Source organism: Bacillus cereus group sp. BfR-BA-01330 (assembly GCF_022663885.1).
Classification (GTDB): Bacteria; Bacillota; Bacilli; order Bacillales; family Bacillaceae_G; genus Bacillus_A; species Bacillus_A cereus.
The window spans coordinates 1-23195 of record NZ_JAKUGK010000006.1 but is presented as its reverse complement, the minus strand read 5'-3'; the positions used below and the strand labels follow the sequence as shown (position 1 = coordinate 23195).

Sequence of the window (23195 nt, the reverse complement as noted above, 5' to 3'; positions counted from 1 at the left end):
GACGGTGTTATATCCAGCCAATTTTACTATGCTAAATAGGGAAGGGGAGATTCGGATGAAACGATGGCAAATGGAATGGCTCCTAGTATCAGTTGCATTAGTATGGGGAGCAAATTATACAATAGGAAAGTATGGAGTGGCATTTATGTCATCCATTCAATTTAATAGTTTACGATTTTTAGTAGCATCACCGGTATTATTACTTATCACTTTTATGATGGAACGCTCATTACGTATTGAAAGAAAAGATTGGTTACGATTAGTAGCAGTTGGTATCGTTGGTACAACAATGTATCAAACGATGTTTATGCTATCTGTGAAATATACTTCAGCAACAAACGCCTCATTATTAATTGCAATGTCACCTATTTTTACAGGGATATTAGCAGTATTGCACAAACAAGAACGTTTTTCGATGAAAGTACAAATTGGTTCAATAGTGGCCTTTGTTGGTGCAGCATTCGTTTTATTAACAGGGCATACAGGAGGAGCTACTTACGAATATGCGTGGCTCGGAAACATAATTGGATTAGTCGCAGCGATTGCGTGGGGATGGTACCCAATATTAGCGCAACCTCTTATAACAAAATATTCCGCAATGAGAGTCACATCTTGGTCAACTTTAATTGGAATTGTACCTCTCGTTGTATATTGTTTATTCAACGTAAATACATTAACGTGGCCAGTAGACATGCCAAGCTGGGGGTCTCTAGCATATTCAATCGTCTTCGCGACAATCTTCGGACTTGCAATGTGGTATGTCGGTATTAGTAAAATAGGCTCAACGAAAGTAATGGTTTATATGTATCTTGTACCATTGTTCGCAGTTATCTTCGCGGCAGTAACTATCGGAGAGCAAATCAACATGATGCAACTCGTTGGCGGACTTATAATCTTTATCGGCTTATATGTTGTAAAAAAGGGTGGAATTCAAAAGCCAGCTCTCAATTTGAAAAAAGTAAGTTAACAATAAAAAGGATCTCTTTCATATAGAAGGAGATCCTTTTGGTTTTTGTAATAAAAGCGCTTGTTCAACAGCCCATTTTTGATGATCATGAATGAGAAGCTCTACAGCAAGTAAAGGAGACATCCACCGCAAAACATGATCTTCCTCACAGTTTTCAGTTTGTGTCTGCACCATGTTCGCAATATAAAAAAATCCATCGTTTAAATAATATGTATCTTCTTTTTCCGCATAAAAATATCGCATTGCATTACCGATATATTGATTAGTTTCAATTGCCCATCCTAATTCCTCTAGTAGTTCACGATGTAAGCATTCATCTTTTGTTTCGGTACCTTCCATACCGCCACCAGGTAAAAAATAACGGTCTCCTTTTTGGATAATAGCAATGTTTGAAGAAGTTGAGTTAAAAATAATTGCATAACAACTAGGTCGTAATACATATTGCTCAGTAGGCTTTTTATAACCAAAAATAAGTTTAGATATCATAAAACACGTCACCTCTCTATAAAATACACAAAAGGAATAATAAGGTAAAAATAGAATTGTATAAGTATAATCTTACGAGATTGGAGTGATAACAAAATGATAAATCGAAAGTGTTCGCGCTGTAAAGAAATAACAGGTACATTGCACGGTGGCAAAAAAATTAAGGAAGAATTTCTATGTGAAGACTGTTTGCAAAAAGGAATTGCGAGTGGGGAAATCGAATTATCACAAGTGGAAGAAAAACAAACTTCATATCTTTCTATAAAAATATTAAAAATAATGAGTGTGATTTATTTAATAGCATCAATTTTAATGGCTTTTTCAACTGGTCCATTTATACATAATCTTGGGTTTGATGAAATATCTATTTCGGGATCGGAATTAGGTTTAATAAGTATTGTTATGCTAGGTTCTTTATTCCAGTCTGTTCTTGTATTTTGCGGGATATGGGTATTCATCCTTTTAGTAGAAACAGTCATTAAAATTTATGAAAAAATGAAGTGAGTGAGAGGGAGAAACATATGCGAGTAAGAAACATCCAAGGGGAAGATTATGTAAAGATTTATTCTGTTTTAAATGATTGGTGGGGCGGGAGAGACATGGCTGCCATGTTGCCAAAATTGTTTTTCGTTCACTTTCAAGAAACGAGTTTTATCATTGAAGAAGATGGCGAAACGTTAGGTTTCTTATGCGGATTCTTTTCGCAAACGCATAAAGAGGAAGCGTACGTTCATTTTATTGGAGTAAATCCGAAGTATAGAAGAAGAGGAATCGCATCGACATTGTATTCTTATTTCTTCGATGTAGCTCGTGCAAACAATCGTAAAGTTATAAAAGCAATCACGTCACCGGTTAATAAAAAATCGATACAGTTTCATAGGGAGATTGGCTTTCAAATTGAGGCTGGGGATGATGAGATAGAGGGTGTATCGGTACATACAAATTATGATGGGAATGGCGGTAGTAGAGTTTTATTTTTGAAAAATGTGTAGAAAAATAAGCTTTACCAAAACCCACTGAGTTAAATGTATATGAAAATGTTATCCGTTGCATAAAGAATAGCTGACTTTGTTAGCTTGATAGAAGCTAGTATGATAGTCGAAAGGAATTTCCATAACATAATTTCATCTAAAAAAGAGGGATCTATATGAATTTTGAGAGGGATAGATATTTTTTACAGATGGCATTGGAAGAAGCAGAAAAGGCATTAAAAGAAAACACATATCCAGTAGGAGCAGTTATTGTTGATGGAAATAATAATGTCATTGCAAGAGGAAGGAATAGAGTGCATCCAGAAAAAGACATAACAGCTCACGCAGAGTTAGACGCTATTCGCAATGCAGGGGAAGCAATGTTTGATGCAAAAATAAAAAATGAGAGGTTTACTATTTATAGCACGTTGGAACCGTGCCCAATGTGTACAGGTGGTATTTTATTTGCAAAAATACAGAGAGTAGTCTGGTTACTAAATGATGACTTAGGTTTTGGTGGATATAAAAAGATAAAAAATGCTTTAGTTTTCGAAGGGAAATTTAATAAAATCGACATGGTGGAAGAACCATTTGAAGACTTAAAAACAAGACAAAGAGAACTTATGAGACAATGGGAGCTAAATCCCAATAATATTATTAACTTGCGTAGGGCTATAAAAAAATAGTTATTTCTTTAAATTAAATTAGGATAACGCCACATTACCATCAGCTTAAAAAATATAGTGAAATTATATCGATTTAACAATAAAATATGGAAGAATCTATTACGAATAGAAAGCCGTCCTAAAAGTATTCTAGGATGGTTCTTTTTGTTGTGAGGAGCTAAAAGTATGGAGAGTAAACAAAGTAGAAATGAATACTTACGACGCATTTATAAAGTGCAAGATTATATAGAATCAAACATAAATGATTCACTTTCAATTGAAGAGTTAGCGGATGTAGCAGGATTTTCAAAGTTTCATTTTCATCGGATTTTTAAGGGGATAGTAAACGAGTCATTATCACGGTATGTAAACCGATTGAAGTTAGAAAGGGCAACACATCTACTTACATATCGGACAGATATGACGATTACAGATATTGCGTATCACTTCGGATTCACAGATTCAGCAGTTTTCTCCCGAACATTTAAAAATTATTACGGCGTAAGTCCATCTCAATATCGAAACGACAATAGCAAGAATTGCAAAGACGTAAGGGGAATTCCTCAATACAATGAATGTAAGAAGGTTCGAGGAAATATTGAAATTGTAACAGCAGACAATATAAACGTCGCATACATAAGACATATCGGTACATATGAAGAGTTAACTATAGCTTTTCCGAAAATGATAGAGAAATTATTTCATTACGCAGCTAAGCAAAACTATCATGTATTTGAGGATACGAAAGTATTAACCATTTACCACGATCATCATGAATTTACTGAGGACTATCATTTAAGAACAAGTTTATGTGTAACAATTTCAGATGAATCCACAGTAGAAACGAACGACGTTGGAATAATGGTAATACCTTCTGGAAAGTATGCAGTAGGACATTTTGAAATATGCCAAGATGAATATAAAGGAGCATGGGACTTTATATACGGTGAGTGGCTTCCAAATAGCGGATATAAACCGAGAGATTCGTATCCTTTTGAAGTATATAGAAATGACCCAAAGCAGCATCCAAAGCATAAACATATAGTTGATATATATGTACCTATCGAACCTTTTTAATTATAGGTTAAAGGGGAAGGAATAATGAAAATTGCTGAAAAGTTAGATCAGATTATAAAAGAAGAATATGAAAATATGAATGGTATGTTAGTAGTGCAGAAAGGTAATGTTATTTTTGGAAAATATTATAACGGTTACGGTCCAGATGATGCATTTCACATAGCGTCAGTCACAAAAACGATAATCTCTGCGCTAATTGGGATATGTATAGATAAGGGCTATATAAAAAGCGTTGATCAAAGAGTAATAGAATTTTTCCCGGAGTATAACGTTAATTCATCTGAAATAACAGTACGACATCTGTTGACAATGACAGCTCCACATCCTTTCGTAGACTGGCAGGAGCCGTTAGAAGAACTATGTATGCAACGAGATTGGGTACAGTATACGTTAAATAGGATAGGACAAGGCGGAGAAATTGGGGCTTTTAAATATTCATCTGCAGGAGCTCATATACTATCAGCGATCATAACGAACGCAACAGGAAAAAATGCGCGTGAATTTGCGAATGAATACTTATTTCAGCCACTCGGCATGAGAGAAATTCCAAACTACAATATGAAAGCATTTGGATTTGATGACTTATTCGGAAAAGATGTGAAAGGATGGGTTCACGATCCAAATGGTATTTCGACGGGTGGCTGGGGACTAACGTTAACGGTTAGAGATATGGCGAAGTTTGCACAGATGTATTTGAATGAAGGTATTCATAATGGAAAACAAATACTATCAAAATCATGGATAAAAGAATCGACAGAAATGAACCCAAATCAATATGGTTACTTATGGTGGTTACGAGAAGAAGATGGAATCTTTTCATACTGTGCTATGGGTGATGGGGGGAATATGATTTGTTGTATTCCAGAGAAGGAATTGGTGGTGGTGATGGCTTCTGAAGTTGTGCCAGAAGCAAATGATAGATGGAGATTAATCAAAGAGTATATACTTTTAACAGAGTAATGGTGAGCTTGTAGAAAAATTTAAACGCTCCCCGTAACTTTCCTCAATAAAAAATCGTTAAACATTAGGAAGGGTTATTAATCACGAATGGGGGAGAACTATGAAGATATTAATTCTAGGCGGTACACGATTTTTAGGAAGAGCATTTGTAGATGAGGCTTTACAGAGAGGGCATGAAGTTACGTTATTTAACCGCGGAACAAACAAAGAAGTTTTTCCTGAATTGGAGCAGTTAATCGGTGATAGAAATAACGATGTATCAAGTTTAAAAAATCGAAAGTGGGATGTTGTCATAGACACGTGTGGATTTTCTCCACATCATATTAGGAATGTTGGAGAAGTGCTCAAAGATAATATTGAACACTATGTATTCATCTCAAGCCTTTCCGTATATAAAGATTGGATTCCGCATGACATAAAAGAAGATTATATATTACAGCCCGAACCGACGGATGATCAAATAAAGGCTATAGAGAATGGTGAAGTTTCACCTTATGAGTATTATGGTGCACTGAAAGTATTATGTGAAAAAGAAACAGAGAAGTATTGGCCGGGGCGTGTGTTACATGTAAGAGCAGGTCTTCTTTCAGGAATGTTTGATTATACAGATCGACTTCCATACTGGATTCAGCGTGTAGCAAAGGGTGGGAAAGTATTAGTACCAGGAAGAAAAATTCGTCCCGTGCAATTAGTTGATATAAAAGATGTCGCGAGATGGGGGCTAAATATGGCAGAACATCATAAAGCAGGAACATTTAATATAACAGGTCCGAATGATGAATTGACGATGGAAGAGCTATTAAATACGTGTAAAAAGGTTACGAATAGCGATGCTGAATTTGTTTGGGTAGACGAAGCGTTTATGAGTGAACATAATGTGCAGCCTTGGACAGAAATGCCTTTGTGGATTCCAGAAACTTTCCCATTAGATGGTGAGACGAAGCCGTGGAGAGGCGGGTTTTCTATTTGTATCGAAAGTGCGGTTAATGAAGGGCTTACTTTTAGAAGGATAGAAGAGACAGTTACAGATGTGTATGAGTGGATGGAGAGTACGGAAGAATGGGAATTAAAAGCAGGTATTTCAGGCGAGAGGGAGAAGGAATTGTTAGAAAGATGGTATCAATAAATTTAGCGGAGTTCTTTGAATATGCTTGATTGCACATAAGGAGGAAAAGGTGATGTGGAAAGACACCATTCACAGTATCTCATCAAATTTAAGCTTGAAAAACCCAGCTACGAAGGATGAACTTACTGATATACAAAAATGTTTACATGTGGAGTTACCGAATGATTTATATCAATTATTACAGGAAACAAACGGTATAGAAGGTGAATACGGTGACTTTATATGGTCTGCTTCAAAAATTAAAACTGAAAATATGAGTATGAGAAATATAGTTGATTTTAAGGATTTATACATGCCTTTTGACTGTTTATTATTTTTTGCTGATGGGGGAAATGGTGATTTGTTTGGCTATTCCATTTTGAATGGAAAAGTACAAAGAGATGACATATATGTATGGAACCATGAAAATGATAGTAGAACGTGGGTTGCTCCTTCTTTAAAGACTTTTATGGAGTGGTGGGAGAGTGGAAAGATGATAATTTAAATATAGTATCAAAAAAAGTGCCTTGTTACTAAAGAAACAAGGCACTTTTTCACGAATAATTAATCTACCACTCAATCGGTTCTTCCCCATACATCTCCCATAGCCTAGGAAACATCTTTTTTAAACCTTCTTCATCGTCTTCATCCCAATCTAACTCGATATCAACTTCCTCAAACTCTTCATTTGTTAAGACATGGTATAGTGTAAAGTATGTATCATCTTCATCCCCAGTCTTCTCCATGTAAACTTCTTGCCCGAAATATAGAGTAAGTTCTTCAATCTCTGGGACGTCATACTCACTCAAATTTTCTAATACAGGAATTAATCGTTCTGGATCTTCAATACAAGCTTCGTATGTCTCTTTTCCTTGATATAATAACCATCCGCGGAAGTAATCGAAAGTATCATCTGAACAGCCACCCATAATAATATAGGCTGCTGCCCATAAACGGGAGGTATAGGAGTCTTTCAAAAGGCGATGCATATGCGTATCAAAAGCTACAATTTCATGTACTGTACGTTTAGCAAGGTGAGAAGTAAGCCATTCTATTTGTTCTTCTTGGTCCTCACCTTTCGTTTTTGCACGATGAAGTAGCTCCCAAAATTCTTCTTCGGTTATCGTTTTTTCTTTTATGTAATCTTCCCCAGGCAACGGGTCTGTATATCCTTTTTTACGTTTGGAAGCAACTAGTTTATTAGCTTCTTTCATACATTCTTCTTCTGTTTCAAACTCTTTCGCTTTCACACTGCCAGCTGTGCCAATTTTTCCGTAAAACACAACATAGTCTTTTTCTTTCACAACGATTTTCCAAAACTTATTTGATTTCTCAGTTTGCTGGATTAATAACGTTTCCATCCGTACCCCCATAATGTTTTCTAGTGTGCAATATGATTGTAACATATGTATATACACTTGTAATGATGAAAAATAATAGTTTAGAAAATTCAAAAATCATTGAATGGAGTGGATAAATTTAGTAACCTTATTTGTACAGTAATTACATAATTGTTTTGTAATAATTCGATATTTATATAAGGGGGCGTTACGGATGGATCTTACGTTTAAAGTTGAGGAAACATGTTTTAATTACCGCGTTGGAGCAATTTGTAAACATGATAATAAAATACTCATTCTGCAAGGTGACGGTGAAGATTTTTGGTATGTACCCGGCGGTAGAGTAAAAATGCTAGAGAATAGTGAAGATGCATTAAAACGAGAGCTTGCGGAAGAGATAGGTGTTCCTATTAAAAGGAAAAGGTTAATATGGTCAGTAGAAAATTTCTTTACACTTTCTGAGCGAAAGTTTCATGAAATTAGTTTTTATTATGAAGTAGAGCTACATGAGTTACCTGCGAGTGGAGCGGATCAATATATTTTGGAAGAAGAGGGTAGAACGTATTTGTTTAGATGGGTGCCAGTAGAAGAACTGCATACATATAACTTACAGCCTGCATTTATAAAAGAGAAAGTAAAGGATGTATCAGTTCACACAGAACATATCGTATTACAAAAGTAAATGTATTCGGAGGGGAAAATGGTGAAGGGAACTAAAAAAGAGGTACATATAAATGACAAAGTAATTTATTACACACATATCGAAAAAGGTTCTAGTACCGTTTGCTTTATGTTTTCAGGTTCAGGATACAATTATGATAAGCCGTTATTTTATTACGCGAGGATGTTAATGCTTGAACATAAAATAGATGTTGTACATATTCATTATTCTTATGATGGACAATTAATGAATAAACCAATGGAAGAAGTAACGAAAGTAATGATGGATGATATTAATCCGGTAATAAATGAAGTATTAAAAGATGAGCAATACAACGAGACTATGTTTTTAGGGAAGTCACTCGGAACAATTCCGATTGCAAATGATTTAATGAGGAGAGAAGAATTCGCGCAGTCAAAAATGATACTATTTACACCTTTACTGACGTTTGATACAATTTTTGATTCTATCTTACATAGTCGACACGAAGGGTTTTTAGTTATTGGGGATAAAGATCATCAATACAATGCAGATCAAGTTGATCAGTTACATAAAACAAATTTACAGATTGAAGTTGTCAAAAATGCAAATCATTCTGTAAATGTTGGAGAATATGAAACAGAAAGTTCAATTGAGGCTATAGCGAAAATAATAGGAAAACTTAAAGAAGTTGTTAGGACAAACTAACCTATTAATACATGCAAAAGAGGTGCGAATTGCACCTCTTTTACTTTAATAAGCCTTCAAAACATGAAGTAAATAATCCTTACGATTCAGCGGATTATAATCAACACGTTTTCGAGTAGGGAAGGGAGCCATAAGTTTTGTGAAACCAGCTGGCTTCGTTGTAAATATGCCTTCTCCTTCTGTAAATGAATGTAGTATTCGTTTGAAACTCTCTGTTTTCGCAACAGGTAATGATCCTGTTAACTGATAAGAATTGTTATTGAATATAGGCTCTGCAAAAGTTGCTGGAACGGCAGCGAGCTTATACATTGCGGTACTAATTGCTTGCTCCGGTACAGTTAATTCAAACGCATTAACTGGTTCATATACATCTGTTGCAGCTTGTTTTAAAGCATCCATTAAAACGAGCGGTGTTAAGTTTCTAAAGTCACTCGCTGTTGTAACAGGACTAGCATAACCAGTATGTGTTAACGTGACGATAATATCTGTAACTTCCCACCCATATAATCCTTGTTTTAACGTTTGAAATACCGTATCTTCAATCGCTTTATGAAATGCTAAAGGTAGTGAGCCGAGCTCAACACCTAATTTATATGTTATACCGCAATTAAGTTCACCACGTTCAACTTTGAATCCGATTGTTGCGTAAAATGGATTCTCTTTTTCACCCATTACTTCAACAGAATTGCCTACGCCAATTGGTTTCTCGATACATACAACTCGCGTATTTGAAAAATTAACCTGCAAATTATATTTCTCATAAAGTGTTGTTTCAATTACTTCTTTTTGTACCTCACCGAAAAGGCGAATATATAGTTCATTATGAACATCGTCTTTCCAAACTTTAATGAGCGGATCTTCTTCACATAGTTCCATAAGAACAGCGTATAAATTATGAATTTGCTCTTTAGGTACCGCATCAATGGCAGCTTCCATTTGTGGTTCGGCAAAGTGAATATCTTTTATATAATCTGTACGTTCACCGATAATATCACCAATTTTAATATCATTCAGCCCCCACACTTTACAAAACTCACCGCTAGGAACGGTAGAAGTTTGAACGGTATCTCCATTATGAAATAGGCACATTTTTTTTATCTTTTCTTTATGGAATAGAGACTTACTGCGCTGTATATTAACATATTTTCTAACATGTAAGCTACCTGAAAAAACTCTTATATACGCAACCTTTTCTCCAGAAGGTTCACGTTCAATTTTAAAAACAATACCGGATAATAGTTCCTCTTGTGCCGATGTAAGAGCTGGCATTAGGGCCGGTAGTTTTTCAAGTAGTTCAGTTACTCCTATACCTGTCATTGCTGAACCGAAAAAGATTGGATACACATTTGCTTGCTGTATTTGCTGTTCTAGTTTTTCTCTTAATAGTGCGTCCGGTATTATTTCGTTATTTACATATGATTCAAGTAACGATTCATTAAATGGTGCTAACAGTTCCATACAATCGTCATATGATTTGTATTCAATGATCCGGGCTTCTTTCGTTCCTTCGTTTAGAACAGAATAGAAGGGGAATGCTTCATTTGAAAGAACCTCTTTTATTTGTTTCATAACTTTTTCATTGTTTGCGCCACTACGATCAATTTTATTAACGAATAAAATAGTCGGTATGTTTAGTTTCTGTAATGTTCGCATTAAAATTTTTGTTTGTGCTTGCACACCTTCAACGGCAGAGATAACTAAAATCGCACCGTCTAGAACGCGGAATGATCGCTCCACTTCAGCGATAAAATCAGCGTGTCCAGGTGTATCAATGACATTTACTTTTACAGCATCAATAAAGAAAGAAACGACAGATGCTTTAATCGTAATTCCGCGTTGTCTTTCTAATTCCATTGAGTCAGTTTGTGTATTACCACTATCTACTCGGCCAATTTCTTTAATCACATTCGTTTCATAAAGAATACGCTCAGTCAAACTCGTCTTGCCAGCGTCTACGTGCGCGACAATCCCTATATTTATTGTTGTCATTTGTGAATATCCTCATTTCATTTTCCTTTTTCAATTCCTCATTTCTATTTGTATATTGCCACATTATCAATCACTCTCCAGTTCTTTAAATTAGTATTATTATAGTGCAATTAACATTATTTGTAACGCTACAAAGCGCCTTAATTTGGAAAAAATAAAATGAAAACAAAATGCTTGCATTCTAAATCGATATAGATTATATTAATTGACATATCAACTATTGATACATCAAATGTTTTTATTTTGATTGTAAAGGAGGGTTAATTTGACAAGTTCATGCTCAAAAGAAGCGATTATTTTATATAAATTACACTTTCTAAATAAAGAAGTAAGTTCGAAATTTGAAGGGTGTACGGGTATGAGCCAGTCTCGATTAGAGCTTATACTTCAGTTATATGAAGTAGGTGAAATTAGTCAAAAAGCACTTCAACAAGAAGTGAATATTGATAATGCTGCGATAACAAGGCATTTAAAGCAGCTTGAGGCCAATGAAATGATTGTAAGACGTAAAAATCCAGATGATAACAGAATTACGTTAGTTTCTCTTACTGAAGAGGGACGAAATAAAATTCAAGCATTTCAAGAGGAAAAAGAACGTTTTGCAGCATCTGCATTTAAAGGATTAAGTGAGGAAGAACGCGATAATCTTTTAAATATGTTAAATCACATTCAAGAAAATATAAAAGAATTATAAAAAAGGGAGAATACAACTATGACTAACTCAGTAAAAACAAATGATTTTAACGAAATTTTAACAGGACGTCGTTCAATTCGTAAGTACGACCCTTCAGTGAAAATTAGCAAAGAAGAAATGACAGAAATTCTTACAGAAGCAACACTTGCACCATCTTCAGTAAACATGCAACCATGGAGATTCGTAGTGATTGCAAGTGACGAAGCGAAAGCAACACTTGCGCCACTTGCAAAATTCAATCAATCTCAAGTAGAAACATCTTCAGCAATGATCGCTTTATTTGGTGACTTAAACAACTTTGATAACGCAGAAGAAATTTATGGTACAGCAGTAGAGCGTGGACTTATGCCAGCAGAAGTAAAAGAAGATCAAATGAAAAAACTTTCAGCTTACTTCTCTATGGTTACACCAGAAGTAATGAAAGATACAGTATTAATTGACGGTGGTCTTGTAGCGATGCAATTTATGCTAGCAGCTCGTGCGCACGGTTATGACACTTGTCCAATTGGTGGATTTGAAAAAGACCAAATCGCAGAAGCGTTTGGACTAGATAAAGAACGCTACGTACCAGTAATGCTAATTTCAATCGGGAAAGCTGCTGACAGTGGTTACCAATCAGTACGTCTTCCAATTGACAAAGTTGCTGAGTGGAAGTAATCTAATTAGGTCATAGAAATATATGGAATATGAAAGGGGAAACACCATGATTATTATTCACGCAATATTTCAAGTAGACCCAGCAAAACAACAAGCATTTTTAGAAGAAATTCAGCCACTCATTCATGGTTCAAGAGAAGAAAGTGGAAATGTATCTTATGACTTATATAAAGATACAGAAAAAGAAAGTGTTTATACGATGGTAGAAGTATGGAAAGATGAAGCAGCAGTTGCGAGCCATAATACGAGTGAACACTTCACATCTTTCGTTAGTAAAGCAGCACAATTTTTAACTGCTCCGCTTAATATAAAAGCTTATAATGGAGAATTAGTAAAATAATAAGGTAGAAAAAGATGACTTTAGCATATGGCTGAAGTCATCTTTTTTGTATAAGTAGAATCCATTTTGGACTCAGTTATGTTGATAGATAAGCGTTGCTCGCATCCTCAGTAACAGTGCTGAATTGTATGTTAAATTCGAACATTCGGTTTATTGGGATATTTTTCCGTGGTATAATTTTCTTGTAAATAAAAGGTAGAGGGGAGTAAGTAATGGGAGAATTTCAAAGTAATTTGCATACGGCAACGCAACTTGCAACGAAAATGAGAAATGCTTCAGATAGAATGCAAAGTGCTACTAGTCGCTCTATAAATAAGGCAACGCGTACGACACTATCTGTGAACTTCCAAGCACAAGAGGCAAATCAACAAAATTTACAGATCACGAAACAATTTTGTACTGCTTTTCAACAAACAATTGATAATATCCATTCCGTAGCAAATGAATTTGAGAAAATGGATACAGGACTTCAAAAGACTTTTCAATAATGTAACAACCTACGTAAAGGGGAAAAGGTAGGGGGAAAAGATGAGTCAAGAAATTGAAACGAGAATCAATCAATGTAATCAAAAATTACGAATTATATTTGAAGAACAAAATGAAAACCGAATCGCGCTGCAAAATCAAGAACGAGCTGAGGCTAGTTTTCATGAATGGAAAAATAGAAGTAATCGTTTATTTAACCGAATACTAGAAACTTGGCACGGCGACAAAGAAGTGTTTCACCTTTTTACGAATATGCGGCAAGAAATCGGACAGTATGAAAGAAAACTTACATTCGAATTAGAAAATGAAAAAGAGACGTTGCTTAAAGAAAAACGGCATCTCAGTGAGAAAGAAAACGACCTTTCCTATGAACAGCAGCAACTACAAAGGGAGGCCAATACATGAGTTTAAACATGTATTTGGGAGAAGTACAAAGTCAAACTCAAAGTATGAACGCTATATGTAATGCTACGATTCAAAGTATGGAACAAGTCATTCAATCTATTGATGCCTTTGCGATAGACACAGTATTACAAGGACAAACATACAGTAGTGCAAAATCCTACCTTGTCCAAACATTTCGGCCATTAGCGCAAGGAATTATATGCTTATGTGAAGAATTAATTCGCCAAAACGAAGCATTTCCAAATGAGTTCCAAGCGAAAGTTGCTTCGACAGATGTGATTGAACAAGAAATAAGAGAACAAATAAGGGGAATTAATCAATCGATTACAAGTATAGAAGCAATAGAAGTACTTACACCAATGCCCGGAGTAGGTGCAATTGTAACGGTATTAGGTGCAATGAGAAAAAAACTGGAAGAAAAACTAGAGCATTTATATGAATTCAATCATTCATCCAGCAACAACTACAGCACCGCTCTCCAATTAGCAGCTAGCATCACAGCCGGACTCGCTGAAGTGCAAAGTGGGAAAGGATTTAGCCCTGTGAGTGGGACGTTTAGTATACAAGGATTGAATATGGATTGGGTGAGTTCGATTCAGGGGATTATAGAAGAAACAGCTCGAAAAAACGAGATGAAAGAAATTACTTTGCAAAAACAAGAAATGAACTTACAAGAACAGGAAGACAATAGATCATGGCATGAAAAAACAGCCATTTATGCGCAATCATTTTTGCATGGAGTTATCGAATTTTTTCAAGGTGCTGGTGATGCAGCACTAGAAAACTTTGTTGGACTACAACCACATGAGAATGATAAATTAGAAAGTAAGACAACTTACCAAGCTGGAAGGTTGGCTGGAAATGTTATATCAATAGCCGGGTCCATTGTAGAAATGTTTGAAGCTATTTCGCTCATAGGTGGATCTAATTTCTTAACTATCGTCGCAGAAGTAGGAACTGGTGGGTTAGCATCACCAATTGTTATTCCATTAGATATAGCAGCAACAGCTGCTGGGGCTAGTCTTTTTGCGCATGGTGGATTTGTATGGGATAAATCGATTCAAAATGCTAAGGATACTATTCAAAAATTCGAGTCTTCTGGTGGAGGAGTTAAGGGGACTAATAATGCTGGTAAGAGCCTGAGTAAACCTAAGACAATAAATAATGTACAACAAGCTAAAATAAAGCAAAAAGAAATTATAAACGAAGTAGAAAATGGTAACGTTAAACTTAAAACTAATAAACAAAAAGGTAATTATGGAGAAATGAAAATGGATGTTCATTTCGAAAGTAAAGGTTTTGATAGAATTAGTAACGATAGAGTAACGAGTTTAGATGATAAAATAGTTAAAGGAATAGACGGGGTTTATTATAATCAGGGCCCACCTCCGAAATATATAATCGGCGAAGCTAAATATGGTGGTGCTAAACTAAGTAAAACTAAAGATGGAAGACAGATGAGCGATACTTGGGTAGAGGGAAAGATTAGGCTAGAGAAAGCAGTAGGAAAAGATGCTGCTGATGATATTTTGTTAGAGGGATATGATAAGATACTAGTTAATATTAAAGAAGACGGCTCTATTATAACCAAAAAGTTAGATGATGCAAGAACTATAAAAAAATAAGAAGGGTTGTTTAGAAATGCTAAGGGATACACTTAAAGACAAAGAATATTTTTTGGAGTATATTTCTGAAGAAGAAGGTAGAATAAATAAATTTGAAACAAAATTACGCAATAATGAAGTGCGAGAAGATAGGATTTTAAATGTGAGAAAGAAGGTATATGATTTAGAATATCAAATTTTAATAGCCAAATATTCTATGGGGGAACCAATAGAATCCTTGATAGACGACTATAAATTAATAGCCGGAAAAATGGAGGAATTTTGGGATATTAATCTTTATGAAGATATGTTGTGGATGCTTTCTATAGGTATTATGCTGGAGATTGATAAAAATACATTTGATATTCTTGCAAAATTAGTAGAAAAGCATAAGGTGAATGATTTTTTATATAATTTTATCATTCATTATAGAAATGAAGAAGTGAACTATCAAAACAGTAATTGGTTATTTGAAAAGCCATTTAAAAGTCTAATTAATGTCATGATGTGTAATGATAATACAAAATCTTGTGAATTCATGAAAGAATACTTGTTAGAGCGATGGTATGTGGGGCATAATGATATGGGATGGTATGAATGCCATAAACACCAGGAAAAATTATATTTTGGTTATTGGAGTTTTGAAAGTGGAGCAATCGCAAAGATTTTAAAATTAGATGATTCAAGTTTAAAAAATACTTTATATTACCCTTATGATATGGTGCATTATCAAGAAAAATAAATGTAAGAATCCACAGTGATAAATTTTTTACACTGTGGATTTTTAAGTTTGTGTTAAAGTACCTATTAAGGGTGCGGCTAACGGTAAACCTAGCAGTAACAAAAATACAAATGTAGACAATTTTGATGCAAAAACAGCTACAAATAAGCAAAAAGGGAATTATGGTGAAATAAAATCTAGTGACAATTTATTGAATAATCAAAGTTTAAAAGAAGCTGGATTTGATTTAAAGCCAGTCGGAAAAAGTGCACCATCAGGCATAAATGATAAAATAGTAAAAGGGATTGATGGATTATATGAAAATGCAAATCCAAATTCAAATATTAAATATGTTATTGATGAAGCAAAGTTTGGTAGTTCACAATTAGGAAAAACTAAAGATGGACCACAAATGTCAGATGGTTGGTTGACAGGTGTGAATACTGAAAAAAGTAGAATATTGAAAGCTGTTGATGGAGATAACAAATTAGCAGATAAGATTACAAAAGCGTTGGAGAGAGATAAGGTAGAAAGAGTATTATCAAAAGTCGATAGTAGCGGAAAGGTTAAAACATTTAAGATAGATGCAAAGGGTAACATCGTTGGAGAATGGCCATAATTTAGAAGCGAGGAGGAATTGAATGGTATGAGAGATTATTTATGTATAGAAGAAAAGTGTAGAGAAGGAATTGAATATCATAAAGAGTTTATAGAGGAAAATAGAGAAGATATTAAAAGTTTAGAAGAAGATACTAAAAATGGAATTCAAAGATATTCTAAAGATAATAAGAGTATTATAGAAGGGACATATCTAGCCAATTTTAGATATGAGATGGAGGATATTAGGGCAAAGTATTCTTTAGGGGAAGATGTTAGTGTAATAGAAAAAGATTTTCATAATGCAATTTATGATTTAGAGAATACAGGAAGTAGGGAAATTGGATATTTAAGTCTGATTTGGATGATTTCCTTAGGAATTTTGTTAGAAACGGATAAAAAGAATATAGAAAGATTAAAAAAGATAGTTGATACAAAAAATATGAATGACGCAGTAATTGATTTCCTCTTATGCGCTAGTGATATTGGATACACAAACATGACGAACAGATATTATAAAGAAAATCCATATGCAAAAACGAGAGAGATTATAGAACTTGCACAAACAGATAAAAAAGAAGCATCTAAAAGATTACAAACGTACATGGAGAAAGAATGGTTTAAAGGCCATTATGATTATGAATGGAAAAATGCGCATAAAGAACCTGGATATGTAGGGTATTGGAGCTTTGAGACAGCTGCAATAGTAAAGATACTCGGACTTGATGATACAAGTTTAAAAGATAATAATCATTATCCATATGATTTGGCACATTATAAAAATGAAATGAAATTCAAGCATATAGACCTAAGTGAATATCACTATGAAGATGAGACAGAAGAAATCGAGGATATAGTAGAAGGAATTGAACATAATCCTGCATTGGAAAATATTATTCCGCCAAAATGGCATTCATTGGTCAATGAATTGATTCATGACTATGAGAATATGGATGATAGTAGTTTTTATGAAAAATACAAAAAAACGATAGGAATAGGTCAAGTGTGGTTCTTACCACAAGAGTATGAAGAAGAAAATGAGCAAAAAAATCTATTAGGAAGTTTAATTGTGTTTGCCCTGACGGTAAGAGATTATATATTACAACTGGACTATAAAGACGATTTAGAAGACTACATTGATAATCTTAAAAATTTCTGGAATGTTTCAGAAACAAAGTTAGTTCAATTTATATTAGAAAATGATCAAAATTATTATGCATGGGTACCAAAAGAAGCAAGCATCCCAAATATGTATGAAGTGAAGATTGAGAGTGTCGATGTAGAGGAAGTTCTATAACGAACAAATCGAAATGGTTTTTATTATATGTAATATTAGAATGCATTTTACTAGTTAATTGAAAACAATGCATGCGTGGCAGAAAAAAGGATGTATTGTTACTAAAAATTAGAGGGAAAGAAGGCTGTTGGATTGAGTTAAGCACCTCATTGTCAATATACGACAATAGGTGCTTTTTTGCGTGCAATGAAGAAAAAATAAAAGATTCATTTTCACTCTATTTCATCTTCGAATTACATGTTATAATTTGGAAAAAGTATATTCTTAATTTTTAGATAATTAAAAGGTGGTAGATACTATATGAGTACATTAAAGAAAATTACTAATAATATTTCGAAGGTTATTATAGGAAAAGACGAATCGATAGAACTAGCAGCCATTGCTCTAATAGCAAGAGGACACATTTTATTAGAGGATGTACCTGGGACAGGAAAAACAACATTAGCGAAAAGTTTGGCTAAAAGTGTGGACGCCAAATTTCAAAGAATACAATTTACAGCGGATACTTTGCCTGGAGATGTTATTGGCCTTGAATATTTTGATGTGAAGGAATCGGATTTTAAAACGAGGTTAGGACCCATTTTTGCAAATATCGTATTAGTGGATGAAATTAATCGAGCTGTACCGAGAACACAATCTTCGTTACTTGAGGTTATGGAAGAGCGTACTGTTACAATTGCGAAACAGACACATTCATTACCAGAACCTTTTTTAGTTATAGCAACGCAAAATCCACTCGAATCAGCGGGCACATTTCCTTTACCAGATGCTCAATTAGACCGATTTTTACTTACGATTCGCCAAGGTTATCCTACGAGAGAAGCTGAAAAGGAAATGATGAATCGGTTTCAAATGAATGATCCGTTAGAAACATTACACTCTATTATTTCAAGTGAAGAAATTATTACGATGCAAAAGCGTGCAAGAGAAGTGTTAGTAGGGAATGATGTGCAAGATTATCTTCTTGAAATTATTGAAGCAACTCGTAACCATGAGTTAATTGAAATTGGTGTAAGCCCTCGGGGAACGTTGGCATTTATGAGAGCGATTCAAGCACGGGCAATATTAAATGAAAGAGATTACTGTACGCCAGATGATATTAAGACGCTCGCTGCATCAGTTTGTGCTCATCGTTTAACGTTAACGATTGAGGGAGAGATGAAAACGACGAAAGAACAAATTATGAAAGAAATTCTTCATACGATTAGTGTGCCAGTGGAGAATGTACGATGAATCAACAGCTTGTGTATACACCTTTAGCGGAGCCTTTCGTAATGGGGGTTATGTCAGTTGTAGCCGTTATTTTAAGTGTATTTTCAAGTAATCTACTGTTTTTATCTCTCGTATTTTTATATGTAATTTTAATAGGTGCTATGCATGTATATATACGTAAAGTATCTCGTGTTGAATGGGAATACAGTCAAGGGAATTCGAATGTTTTTATAGGTGAAACGAATATGTGCAAAATGAAAATTTCAAACAAGTCGATATTTCCTATTCTTAATATCGTATTTCGATTTAAATGTGAAAATAAGCTAACTTGGAATCATGATGAAATAAACAAAAATCATAGTACAGGTTCAAATTATTATATGAATTTTAATTTAAAAGGAAGGGAGTCAGTTTCATTTGATTTGCAAGCTGTAGCGTTAAAAAGAGGCATCGCGAAATGGGAAGAAGTTGAAATTGTTATTACTGATCTCTTTGGATTTATAACGAACCATATAACATATAAACAAGTTGATACGCCCTCTTATTTAGTTTTACCAGCTGTTCCGAAAATACAAGTTCCTGAATTACAAGAATGGTCACGAGGATTTCGAAAAGCGATGTCTTCACCCTTATATGATGAAACGAAAGTAATGGGAGTAAAGTCTTATGAAAATGAAGATTTTCGTTCCATCCACTGGAGTGCAACAGCGAAAACAGGGACAATAATTGCGAAAAAGTATGAGCGAACACAATGTGATAAATACGCGATTTATCTCAACTTGCAAAATAAAAGTGGTGTTTCTTTGCGAAATGATATAGAGGAACTAATTGAATTAACAGCAGGTATATGCAAACAACTTCTTATGCAAAACTGTTCGTTTGAAGTATGGATCAATAGTGTAAAAGATAACGGTTTGCTACATATAAAAAATGGGGATAATCGGAAACATTTGCAAAATGTATTAAGGATACTTGCCTCGATATCAGACCAAGATACGCCTATATCTTCTTCTTACTTTTACACAGCAGGCTTTCGTCGAAAGGAACTGGATGCGGTTCCTTTAATTATTGGTACTTCACCAAAGAAATACAGTAGAACGAATAAATGGATTGTAATGAAAGAATAAGAAGGGGCTTATGTCATGGTGAATAAAAAGCGACATATGAAAGTGAAGTTATGGAGTGTGAGAACTTTAATCATACTTTTCTTTGCGATTAGTGCGATAACGTTATCACAAGGTATTGTGTATGTACAAGACATAGTAAAAGAGCGTTTTTTCAGTAAGACTAAGACAATATCGGAAAGAAATTATGACTTTACTAGTATAGGTGAAAATTTTGATGATTCCAAAATAGATGAAGATGAATATGAAGAAGTAAAAGATACGGGTATAAGAACGAAAACGGGTAAAAAATTTCAACCTTTCGAAAGAGAAAGTCTATGGAATGACGTGCTTTCTGTTCTTTCAAATGTATGGATTACTATAGTTTTTTATGTGATAATCACAATATCAATTATATATGCCATCTACAAGTATATTAGGAAAAAATTGACGAAAACAGAAATAGTACAGGAGAAAGAATCGATCACAAAGCAAACTGCGGTAAGAAGCATAAAGAATGAAAAAGTCATTCATCAGTTAGAACAGCCGTTACCGACAGATAAGATAAGAAAAACGTTAGTTGAATGGGAAAGAACATTACCATTTCATGAACAGAGAAGGTCCTATGAAACGATACAACAATGGTTAAAAAGAATTTGTATAACAAGGGATATTATCTCGTTATATGAGTCTGTTCGTTATGGTGAAAAGACGTATACGGATTTAGATGTGAAAGAAATAATGAAGTGGGTAGAGGGAGACGGGAAGGTGGATACATAAATATCCACCTTTTCTATTTTTATACGGAAATTTGATTAACATGAATTATTTTCTTATATGAAACCGTCTTCAAATAGGTAAACAAAATTAGCTTTATTTACTTATACTTCATTACATGTTAACCTATACTTAATTTTTATAAATTATAATTAATTTTTGATTTTTTAAGGGTGTGAAAATGTAATGAAATCGGTATTAAAAAGCATACTTATTTCCTTTGTTTTTTCAGCAGTAGGTATGTGTTGGTTACTGTACGTATTATTCAAAGGAGACGGAGACTGGTTATTGTCTTGGATAGGTGTATTAATGGCATATTTATCTTTATATACTTTAATAGATTTATATTGTAAAAATACATACGATAAAAAAATAAATAAATGGCTTATAAAAACATCGGTGACTAGTTTTAGTTTTGCTGTATTAGGAATCTCATTTTGTATCATACATGAGCTATTAACACCGTGGAGTCTTAGTTTAATGGTGTGGTATTGGTTGCTAATGTTAGTATTATTTTTAACAACTATAATATCATTAATCAGTTTAGTATTTGTTAATCGTAAAAATCACAATTTCACCGTTGGATATAGAATGCTCATACTTCTAAATGTATTTCTTACACTAGGACCAGTATTATGGCCGCTATTACTTTCTATTATTGGAAATGGTATGAATGCTAGTGCGGGCTGGTAAAAAGGAATATAAATTAGTTGTGTAAAGAATAGGATGAAAAGTTGATATAGAATTTTAAATGTTTAAGAGAACATGTTTACATAAAAAATGAAAACATGTTCTCTTTTTATTTGCATGCATAACTCTTCCGCAGTTTACCGTATTTAAATTTAAACGTAAGTATTTCGTAAGGAATGGATAAGAAAAAAGAGAGAGTTATCATATAAGATGAAAGTATAGCTTGAATCAATCCGATATTAATGGAGGAGAGAAAGCCTTATGAAAAAATGTAATTCAATTAAGTTAGCAAGTTTTGCAGTTTTATTAGCGGGTACTGCTCTATTTACACCTGGTTTTACTGTGACTGCAGAGTCAACTCAAAATATTTCTAGTTCGTCACAAGTACATGATCAAAAGAATCGTAATGGCTGGAAACAAGTAATGCAGGAAACAGTACAGCTTGGTGCTGTAGGAATATTAGCTAAGGCGTCTAACAACGGAAAAACTAGTAGTTTTACTGCTGGCGTGGCGGACTTAAGTACAAAGAAACCGGTGAATTCGGATTATCGCTTTCGGATTGGTAGTGTGACGAAGACGTTTACTGCGACGACTGTGCTTCAATTAGTAGGAGAAAATCGCTTACAACTTGACGATCCAATTGAAAAGTGGCTACCAGGTCTCGTGCAAGGAAATGGGTATGATGGTAATCAAATTACGATACGACAACTTTTGAATCATACGAGTGGTATCGCTGAATACTTAAAGTCAAAAGACGCGGACATAATGAATTCGAAAAAAACGTATACAGCAGAAGAAATAGTGAAAATAGGCCTTTCGCTGCCTCCAGATTTCTCGCCGGGTAAAGATTGGTTGTATTCAAACACAGGATACGTAATACTAGGAATGCTTATTGAAAAAATAACTGGAAATAGTTATGCGGAAGAAATCGAAAAGCGAATTATTGAACCTTTGGATCTATCAAATACGTTTTTACCAGGAAATTCACCCGTCATTCCAGGAAAGAATCATGCTCGTGGATATGTGAAAATGGAAGGGACAGGCGAGTTCAAAGATATTACGTATTATAATCCGAGTTTAGCTAATGCAGCTGGAGATATGATTTCTAATGCGGATGACTTAAATAAGTTCTTTTCATCTTTATTTGGTGGTAAGTTACTGAAGGAACGCGAGCTAAAAGAAATGCTTACTACAGTTCCTATAGAAGGCAAAGGGGTTGGTGACGCATACGGTCTTGGAATCTATGAGACTAAACTTCCAAACGGTGTTTCAGTTTGGGGGCATGGAGGAGGAATTCCTGGATTTGCAACTTTTGCTGGGGGAGTAATTGGAGGCAAACATACATTAGCTATCAGTCTTAACTCAATAGGTGGGGTCGATATTGTTCCGCAGTTAAATAAAATGATGCAAATTGAATTTAATAAATAGATGAAAAGAAAATGAATAGAATTTTGTTATAGTTGTATTTAAAAGAGGTGCTTTTTTAAGTTCGCAACTATGGACAGTAGTTGCATTTATGATATGACATCAAGTGTATTCCAAAGTGAAAATCAATCTTAATGCTTACGACAAAATAAAAAAGGATGTCAGTTACTAAAATGTACCCTATAGAATAGACACTTAAAAAAAGTCTATTCTATAGGGTATTTCTTGTATAATGAGAGAAAAATGAGAATCGGAGAAATTTTAAAATGACGAAAAAAT

General features: G+C 34.3%; 26 protein-coding genes and 1 pseudogene. 24 read left to right on the top strand and 3 right to left on the bottom strand.

Annotated features, from left to right (window positions below; genetic code table 11):
* The first annotated feature begins 55 nt into the window (after nt 1-55).
* Nucleotides 56-967 carry a DMT family transporter gene (locus MR112_RS17555; protein ID WP_053564117.1) on the top strand — a complete coding sequence of 304 codons (912 nt, stop codon included), beginning with the start codon at nt 56-58 and terminating at the stop codon, nt 965-967.
* An 18-nt stretch (nt 968-985) separates the two neighbouring features.
* Here MR112_RS17555 and MR112_RS17550 read toward each other — a convergent pair whose 3' ends face one another.
* Nucleotides 986-1453 carry an NUDIX hydrolase gene (locus MR112_RS17550; protein ID WP_071740771.1) on the bottom strand — a complete coding sequence of 156 codons (468 nt, stop codon included), beginning with the start codon at nt 1451-1453 and terminating at the stop codon, nt 986-988.
* Nucleotides 1454-1549: 96 nt separating this feature from the next.
* Here MR112_RS17550 and MR112_RS17545 point away from each other — a divergent pair, with 96 nt between their 5' ends.
* The 7 genes from MR112_RS17545 to MR112_RS17515 all read left to right on the top strand — a co-directional run bounded on the left by MR112_RS17545 (nt 1550) and on the right by MR112_RS17515 (nt 6736).
* On the top strand, nt 1550-1957 hold the full coding sequence (locus tag MR112_RS17545) for a DUF3980 domain-containing protein (protein WP_242245166.1): 408 nt from the start codon (nt 1550-1552) through the stop codon (nt 1955-1957).
* Between the two features lie 17 nt (nt 1958-1974).
* The gene (locus MR112_RS17540) at nt 1975-2445 is read left to right on the top strand and encodes a GNAT family N-acetyltransferase (RefSeq protein WP_242245165.1); all 471 of its coding nucleotides are present in this window, start codon (nt 1975-1977) and stop codon (nt 2443-2445) included.
* Between the two features lie 155 nt (nt 2446-2600).
* Nucleotides 2601-3110 carry a nucleoside deaminase gene (locus MR112_RS17535; protein WP_001008618.1) on the top strand — a complete coding sequence of 170 codons (510 nt, stop codon included), beginning with the start codon at nt 2601-2603 and terminating at the stop codon, nt 3108-3110.
* Between the two features lie 165 nt (nt 3111-3275).
* On the top strand, nt 3276-4166 hold the full coding sequence (locus MR112_RS17530; RefSeq protein ID WP_242245164.1) for an AraC family transcriptional regulator: 891 nt from the start codon (nt 3276-3278) through the stop codon (nt 4164-4166).
* A 24-nt stretch (nt 4167-4190) separates the two neighbouring features.
* The gene (locus MR112_RS17525; RefSeq protein WP_242245163.1) at nt 4191-5126 is read left to right on the top strand and encodes a serine hydrolase domain-containing protein; all 936 of its coding nucleotides are present in this window, start codon (nt 4191-4193) and stop codon (nt 5124-5126) included.
* Between the two features lie 100 nt (nt 5127-5226).
* Nucleotides 5227-6252, top strand: coding sequence for an SDR family oxidoreductase (locus MR112_RS17520; protein ID WP_000697698.1), 1026 nt, complete (start codon nt 5227-5229; stop codon nt 6250-6252).
* Between the two features lie 52 nt (nt 6253-6304).
* Nucleotides 6305-6736 carry an SMI1/KNR4 family protein gene (locus tag MR112_RS17515; protein ID WP_000265342.1) on the top strand — a complete coding sequence of 144 codons (432 nt, stop codon included), beginning with the start codon at nt 6305-6307 and terminating at the stop codon, nt 6734-6736.
* A 64-nt stretch (nt 6737-6800) separates the two neighbouring features.
* Here MR112_RS17515 and MR112_RS17510 read toward each other — a convergent pair whose 3' ends face one another.
* The gene (locus MR112_RS17510; RefSeq protein ID WP_242245162.1) at nt 6801-7592 is read right to left on the bottom strand and encodes a DUF4240 domain-containing protein; all 792 of its coding nucleotides are present in this window, start codon (nt 7590-7592) and stop codon (nt 6801-6803) included.
* Between the two features lie 193 nt (nt 7593-7785).
* Here MR112_RS17510 and MR112_RS17505 point away from each other — a divergent pair, with 193 nt between their 5' ends.
* Nucleotides 7786-8253 (top strand): NUDIX hydrolase, encoded by a 468-nt coding sequence (locus MR112_RS17505; RefSeq protein WP_000366230.1) that lies wholly within the window; start codon nt 7786-7788, stop codon nt 8251-8253.
* The gene (locus tag MR112_RS17500) at nt 8254-8919 is read left to right on the top strand and encodes an alpha/beta hydrolase (RefSeq protein WP_242245161.1); all 666 of its coding nucleotides are present in this window, start codon (nt 8254-8256) and stop codon (nt 8917-8919) included.
* Between the two features lie 45 nt (nt 8920-8964).
* Here the strand turns inward: MR112_RS17500 and MR112_RS17495 are convergent, their stop codons facing one another.
* Nucleotides 8965-10908 carry a GTP-binding protein gene (locus MR112_RS17495; RefSeq protein ID WP_242245160.1) on the bottom strand — a complete coding sequence of 648 codons (1944 nt, stop codon included), beginning with the start codon at nt 10906-10908 and terminating at the stop codon, nt 8965-8967.
* A 265-nt stretch (nt 10909-11173) separates the two neighbouring features.
* Here MR112_RS17495 and MR112_RS17490 point away from each other — a divergent pair, with 265 nt between their 5' ends.
* The 14 genes and pseudogenes from MR112_RS17490 to MR112_RS17425 all read left to right on the top strand — a co-directional run bounded on the left by MR112_RS17490 (nt 11174) and on the right by MR112_RS17425 (nt 22919).
* A complete protein-coding gene (locus tag MR112_RS17490; protein ID WP_000204172.1) occupies nt 11174-11602 on the top strand; it encodes a MarR family winged helix-turn-helix transcriptional regulator in 429 nt (142 codons plus the stop codon).
* A gap of 18 nt (nt 11603-11620) precedes the next feature.
* Nucleotides 11621-12259, top strand: a complete 639-nt coding sequence (locus tag MR112_RS17485; protein ID WP_000185382.1) for a nitroreductase family protein — start codon at nt 11621-11623, stop codon at nt 12257-12259.
* Between the two features lie 46 nt (nt 12260-12305).
* On the top strand, nt 12306-12599 hold the full coding sequence (locus tag MR112_RS17480; protein WP_000583805.1) for a putative quinol monooxygenase: 294 nt from the start codon (nt 12306-12308) through the stop codon (nt 12597-12599).
* A 212-nt stretch (nt 12600-12811) separates the two neighbouring features.
* A complete protein-coding gene (locus MR112_RS17475; protein WP_000503641.1) occupies nt 12812-13087 on the top strand; it encodes a TIGR04197 family type VII secretion effector in 276 nt (91 codons plus the stop codon).
* A 40-nt stretch (nt 13088-13127) separates the two neighbouring features.
* Nucleotides 13128-13490, top strand: a complete 363-nt coding sequence (locus MR112_RS17470; protein WP_242245159.1) for a DUF3958 family protein — start codon at nt 13128-13130, stop codon at nt 13488-13490.
* On the top strand, nt 13487-15115 hold the full coding sequence (locus MR112_RS17465; RefSeq protein WP_242245158.1) for a T7SS effector LXG polymorphic toxin: 1629 nt from the start codon (nt 13487-13489) through the stop codon (nt 15113-15115). Before MR112_RS17470 ends, MR112_RS17465 begins: the two co-directional genes overlap by 4 nt.
* 16 nt (nt 15116-15131) lie before the next feature.
* Entirely contained in the window at nt 15132-15836 is a 705-nt protein-coding gene (locus MR112_RS17460) for a PoNe immunity protein domain-containing protein (protein ID WP_063245377.1), read from the top strand.
* A 67-nt stretch (nt 15837-15903) separates the two neighbouring features.
* Nucleotides 15904-16434, top strand: a pseudogene (locus MR112_RS17455) (cytoplasmic protein); the annotation flags it as partial.
* Nucleotides 16435-16461: 27 nt separating this feature from the next.
* Nucleotides 16462-17709, top strand: coding sequence for a PoNi-like cognate immunity protein (locus MR112_RS17450; protein ID WP_242245157.1), 1248 nt, complete (start codon nt 16462-16464; stop codon nt 17707-17709).
* A 300-nt stretch (nt 17710-18009) separates the two neighbouring features.
* On the top strand, nt 18010-18942 hold the full coding sequence (locus tag MR112_RS17445) for an AAA family ATPase (RefSeq protein ID WP_000105661.1): 933 nt from the start codon (nt 18010-18012) through the stop codon (nt 18940-18942).
* The gene (locus MR112_RS17440) at nt 18939-20048 is read left to right on the top strand and encodes a DUF58 domain-containing protein (RefSeq protein WP_001075940.1); all 1110 of its coding nucleotides are present in this window, start codon (nt 18939-18941) and stop codon (nt 20046-20048) included. The genes MR112_RS17445 and MR112_RS17440 overlap by 4 nt, the downstream gene beginning before the upstream one ends.
* A gap of 15 nt (nt 20049-20063) precedes the next feature.
* Complete coding sequence (locus MR112_RS17435; protein ID WP_242245156.1) at nt 20064-20804, top strand: signal peptidase II; 741 nt, start codon at nt 20064-20066, stop codon at nt 20802-20804.
* A 183-nt stretch (nt 20805-20987) separates the two neighbouring features.
* The gene (locus MR112_RS17430) at nt 20988-21494 is read left to right on the top strand and encodes a DUF3902 family protein (protein ID WP_000843839.1); all 507 of its coding nucleotides are present in this window, start codon (nt 20988-20990) and stop codon (nt 21492-21494) included.
* A 258-nt stretch (nt 21495-21752) separates the two neighbouring features.
* The gene (locus MR112_RS17425; protein WP_242245155.1) at nt 21753-22919 is read left to right on the top strand and encodes a serine hydrolase domain-containing protein; all 1167 of its coding nucleotides are present in this window, start codon (nt 21753-21755) and stop codon (nt 22917-22919) included.
* The last annotated feature ends 276 nt before the right edge of the window (nt 22920-23195 follow it).

Excerpts from the sequence above, each read along its gene's own strand:
- MR112_RS17555 (WP_053564117.1), top strand. The coding sequence starts at position 56 with ATGAAACGATGGCAAATGGAATGGCTCCTAGTATCAGTTGCATTAGTA.
- MR112_RS17550 (WP_071740771.1), bottom strand. The coding sequence starts at position 1,453 with ATGATATCTAAACTTATTTTTGGTTATAAAAAGCCTACTGAGCAATAT.
- MR112_RS17545 (WP_242245166.1), top strand. The coding sequence starts at position 1,550 with ATGATAAATCGAAAGTGTTCGCGCTGTAAAGAAATAACAGGTACATTG.
- MR112_RS17540 (WP_242245165.1), top strand. The coding sequence starts at position 1,975 with ATGCGAGTAAGAAACATCCAAGGGGAAGATTATGTAAAGATTTATTCT.
- MR112_RS17535 (WP_001008618.1), top strand. The coding sequence starts at position 2,601 with ATGAATTTTGAGAGGGATAGATATTTTTTACAGATGGCATTGGAAGAA.
- MR112_RS17530 (WP_242245164.1), top strand. The coding sequence starts at position 3,276 with ATGGAGAGTAAACAAAGTAGAAATGAATACTTACGACGCATTTATAAA.
- MR112_RS17525 (WP_242245163.1), top strand. The coding sequence starts at position 4,191 with ATGAAAATTGCTGAAAAGTTAGATCAGATTATAAAAGAAGAATATGAA.
- MR112_RS17520 (WP_000697698.1), top strand. The coding sequence starts at position 5,227 with ATGAAGATATTAATTCTAGGCGGTACACGATTTTTAGGAAGAGCATTT.
- MR112_RS17515 (WP_000265342.1), top strand. The coding sequence starts at position 6,305 with ATGTGGAAAGACACCATTCACAGTATCTCATCAAATTTAAGCTTGAAA.
- MR112_RS17510 (WP_242245162.1), bottom strand. The coding sequence starts at position 7,592 with ATGGAAACGTTATTAATCCAGCAAACTGAGAAATCAAATAAGTTTTGG.
- MR112_RS17505 (WP_000366230.1), top strand. The coding sequence starts at position 7,786 with ATGGATCTTACGTTTAAAGTTGAGGAAACATGTTTTAATTACCGCGTT.
- MR112_RS17500 (WP_242245161.1), top strand. The coding sequence starts at position 8,254 with ATGTATTCGGAGGGGAAAATGGTGAAGGGAACTAAAAAAGAGGTACAT.
- MR112_RS17495 (WP_242245160.1), bottom strand. The coding sequence starts at position 10,908 with ATGACAACAATAAATATAGGGATTGTCGCGCACGTAGACGCTGGCAAG.
- MR112_RS17485 (WP_000185382.1), top strand. The coding sequence starts at position 11,621 with ATGACTAACTCAGTAAAAACAAATGATTTTAACGAAATTTTAACAGGA.
- MR112_RS17480 (WP_000583805.1), top strand. The coding sequence starts at position 12,306 with ATGATTATTATTCACGCAATATTTCAAGTAGACCCAGCAAAACAACAA.
- MR112_RS17475 (WP_000503641.1), top strand. The coding sequence starts at position 12,812 with ATGGGAGAATTTCAAAGTAATTTGCATACGGCAACGCAACTTGCAACG.
- MR112_RS17470 (WP_242245159.1), top strand. The coding sequence starts at position 13,128 with ATGAGTCAAGAAATTGAAACGAGAATCAATCAATGTAATCAAAAATTA.
- MR112_RS17465 (WP_242245158.1), top strand. The coding sequence starts at position 13,487 with ATGAGTTTAAACATGTATTTGGGAGAAGTACAAAGTCAAACTCAAAGT.
- MR112_RS17460 (WP_063245377.1), top strand. The coding sequence starts at position 15,132 with ATGCTAAGGGATACACTTAAAGACAAAGAATATTTTTTGGAGTATATT.
- MR112_RS17450 (WP_242245157.1), top strand. The coding sequence starts at position 16,462 with ATGAGAGATTATTTATGTATAGAAGAAAAGTGTAGAGAAGGAATTGAA.
- MR112_RS17445 (WP_000105661.1), top strand. The coding sequence starts at position 18,010 with ATGAGTACATTAAAGAAAATTACTAATAATATTTCGAAGGTTATTATA.
- MR112_RS17440 (WP_001075940.1), top strand. The coding sequence starts at position 18,939 with ATGAATCAACAGCTTGTGTATACACCTTTAGCGGAGCCTTTCGTAATG.
- MR112_RS17435 (WP_242245156.1), top strand. The coding sequence starts at position 20,064 with ATGGTGAATAAAAAGCGACATATGAAAGTGAAGTTATGGAGTGTGAGA.
- MR112_RS17430 (WP_000843839.1), top strand. The coding sequence starts at position 20,988 with ATGAAATCGGTATTAAAAAGCATACTTATTTCCTTTGTTTTTTCAGCA.
- MR112_RS17425 (WP_242245155.1), top strand. The coding sequence starts at position 21,753 with ATGAAAAAATGTAATTCAATTAAGTTAGCAAGTTTTGCAGTTTTATTA.